The organism is Streptomyces torulosus, from assembly GCF_001419765.1.
Lineage (GTDB): Bacteria > Actinomycetota > Actinomycetes > Streptomycetales > Streptomycetaceae > Streptomyces > Streptomyces torulosus.
In genome coordinates this window covers 1-3,198 of sequence record NZ_LIRK01000573.1, presented here as the reverse complement: position 1 = coordinate 3,198, position 3,198 = coordinate 1, and the positions used below count along the sequence as shown (strand labels likewise).

General features: G+C 72.1%; 3 protein-coding genes. All 3 read right to left on the bottom strand.

Translation table 11 applies throughout. The annotated features are described in order from the left end of the window. A partial coding sequence (locus AOK23_RS33735) for a helix-turn-helix domain-containing protein (protein ID WP_055716339.1) occupies positions 1 to 825 on the bottom strand: 825 nt, incomplete at its 3' end. Between the two features lie 189 nt (positions 826 to 1,014). Beyond that, a complete protein-coding gene (locus tag AOK23_RS33730) occupies positions 1,015 to 1,479 on the bottom strand; it encodes a hypothetical protein (protein ID WP_055716338.1) in 465 nt (154 codons plus the stop codon). 200 nt (positions 1,480 to 1,679) lie between these two features. Continuing rightward, entirely contained in the window at positions 1,680 to 2,543 is an 864-nt protein-coding gene (locus tag AOK23_RS33725) for a C40 family peptidase (protein WP_240496689.1), read from the bottom strand. Positions 2,544 to 3,198: the final 655 nt, after the last annotated feature.

The window sequence follows — 3,198 nt, the reverse complement described above, 5'->3', positions numbered from 1 at the left end:
ATCATCCTCACAGTCATAGCGCTGGTGGAGCAGGCTCACCTCTTTCGCGTCGCAGATCAGACGGCCGTTCTGCTGCCCTTCCGCGTACGCGAGCCGCTGGCCCTTCGGTGTCTCCAGCAGCTGCACCGGCCCGTCGAGGCACGCGTGCAGCCCGGCTTCCAGCGGCACGATCTGGAGCGTCACGTTGCGCGGCGCGCTCAGCTCCAGCACATGGTCGAACAGCGCCCGCATCCTTGTGCCGTCGCCGAACCGCCGCCGGAAGACATGCTCCTCGACGATGAAGCTGAACGGGGTCGTCGGCCGCTCGGACAGCATCCGCTGCCGCTCCATCCGCCGGTCCATGAAGCTGTCCAGCTGGTCGTCCGGCGTCACCGGGACGGTCCCCTCGAAGACCGCCCGCGCGTAGTCCCTGGACTGCAACAGTCCCGGCACCACCCTGCATTCATAGGTGCACAGGCTCACCGCGACCCGCTCCAGCCGGGCCCACTGGCGGAACCAGGCCGCCAGGCCCACGTCCCCTCTCCCCCGTGTCACGTACTGGGACGACTTCCGCAGCGCCCCCGTGTTCCCGAGCAGTTCGTCGGCCCGCTCCACATAGGTCACATCCGGCATCCGGCGTCCCTGCTCCACCGACTCCACCGTGTGCTTGGAGAAGCGGACGAGATCCGCGAACTCGGCCCGGCTGTATCCCGCGTGCTCGCGCAGCGCCTGTGTCACGGCGCCCCACGTCCGCAGACTGTCCGAGGGGTCAGGTTCGCGGTCCACCACCGTCCCCTCGTCGGCCGGTGCCGCGTCGTACTCGTTGCCCATGCCGCCGCCCGTCATCCGCGGCCACCTCCGGTCTTCGTGCGCTGTGGCCCCCATGCCCCGACGGCACCAAGACTGACGGGAAGATCTGCGTACTGTCCACAGAATGTGCCCGTACGCTGACGCAGCGTACGGGAACGGCCGGGGCCGTGTGCGGCACGGGCCTGAGGTCTGCCTCGTCCCGGCCGCGGCGGCCGGCGGGGCCCGTCAGTCCGGCAGGTTGCCGTCGCCGCCCAGGTTGGCGACCATGCGGCGCAGGACGTTGACGGTGGTGACGAAGTCGGCCGTGTCGACGCCCTCATGCATCTGCCGATGCACACGTGCGTTGCGTTCCCTGGCCCGAAGGCGCCCGTCCTCACCGGCCTCGGTCAAGGTCATGAGCCCCGCGTCCTCCGTCAGCCAACCGCGGGCGACGAGATCGTCGAAGACACCGTCGAAGTCGATCCCGAGGTCCTCGTACTTCGCCAACCGCTCGATCAGTGTCGCGCGGGTCCACCTACCGGGGTCCCCGGCCACGTGGTTGAGCGTCCACCAGTGCGGCTGCGTGAGGCCCTCCACCGCCAACTGCGCACGGAGGGCGCCGACCACGTGACGGTATGCCTCGCCGGTCCATGAGCCGATGGGCTGGGCGGCCAACTCCTCCTGCGAGTACTCCTTGAGAGTCACGCTCATGTCTCCCTTCTCTCGCGATCGACACAGCGAGATCACCGCAGACCACTCAAGTCTTGCTCGAGGTCGAGGCAGTTGGAACGGCCCCGGGCGGGCTGTCGCGGTCGGCCCGACAAGGTCGGGAACGGCTCGCGCCGGTGGCCGCCCCCCGACGGTCACCGGCGCGATGTGTCACTGGCTCGATGCGTTTCCCGAGCGGACTGTCACTGGCCCGGGGGCGGGAAGGGCACGTCGTCGCAGTTGGGTACGCCCGCGAGCCAGGCCGGGCCCTTGATGTAGATGTTGGTGACCCATGCCTTGTAGTCCGGCAGGTAGGACCAGGCGTCGTTCTCGTAGCCCTCCGCGTTGACCTTCTCCGCGTGCTTCTGGCAGTACACGCGGATGGTGGTCGAGTACGGGAAGGCGTACACGCGCCCGGACGCGATGCGGGGCTCCTCCTTGGTCCACACGTCGGTGCCCCACGTCTGGTGGATGTGGCCGGTGACCTGGCCGGTGTTGACCCGGACGGCACCGAAGTAGTCGCCGCCGAGGCGGACGTCACTGACCATCAGCTTGGTGCCGGACTGCTTGGCCTCGACCATCTTGCCCGCGCCGAGGTAGATGGCGATGTGGTGCAGGTTCCTCTTGTTGCCGTAGGCCAGGAGGTCGCCCGGCAGCAGCGGGGCGAGGCCCTGGGCGGCGGTGAAGCGGGCCGCGGCGCGGTGCGTGTAGTACTGCTGGCTGGCGACGCCGTTGAGGATGTCCGTACCGCCGGCGGCCTGCGCGTACGCGTACCGGACGAGGCCGGAGCAGTCGAAGCCGCGCCGCTCGGGGTCGTGTTCGCTGGCCGGGTCGGTGGGATCGACCTGCCCGTACGTCGCGCCGGGCTGGGCGCCGTGGCCGCCGCCCCACGTGTACCAGGTGCCGGCGGCGACCTCGGCGCAGGCCGCGGCGATCGCCCGCTCGGCGGCGGCCGAGGCGCCCGGCGCGAGGACGCCGCAGCCGGCGGCGGGAGCGGCCGGTGCGGACGGTGCCGCCGCGGCCGTGGACAGCGGCGCGCACAGCAGCAGGGCCATGAGTGCGATCACTGTGCGGATGAGACTGGTCCGGCTCACCATGCCGGAACCCCCGTTTCCTGTCGGTCCGATGAACTGGTGGTGGTCGGGCAGCAGCCTGCTCGACCACCACCCCGCGCGTCGAGATCCGGGCGTCGCCCCATCCCACCGGGCAACGGGAAACACCTGGGAAACCCCTCCCGACCAGGGCTGTTGCCGAGTGCCGCCGAGCGTCGGCGGAGGGCCCGGCGTGTCGCCCGGCGGCGGTGGACGGCCCGGTGGACGGCCGGGGACCGCCCGGCGGAGGCCCGGCGAACGGCCGGCGGACCGCCCGGCGGACGGCCAGTGGACGCCCGGCGAACGGCGGGCGGATTGCCCGGCGGACGGCCAGTGGACGGCCCGGCGAACGGCCGGCGGACCGCCCGGTGGACAGCCCGGTGGAGGCCCCGCGAACGGCTGGCGGACAGCCCGGTGGAGGCCCCGCGAACGGTTGGCGGACCGCCCGGTGGGGCGCCCCGCGGACGGCCAGTGGACGGCCCGGCGAACGGCCGGCGGAGCACCCGGCGGCCGACCGGCGGACGGCCGGCGGACAGCCTGGTGGAGGCCCCGCGAACGGCTGGCGACAGCCCGGTGGAGGCCCCGCGAACGGTTGGCGGACCGCCCGGTGGGGCGCCCCGCGGACGGCCAG

What these genes read in the sequence shown, in the direction of transcription:
- AOK23_RS33730 (WP_055716338.1), bottom strand. Translation starts at nt 1,479, where the DNA reads ATGAGCGTGACTCTCAAGGAGTACTCGCAGGAGGAGTTGGCCGCCCAG.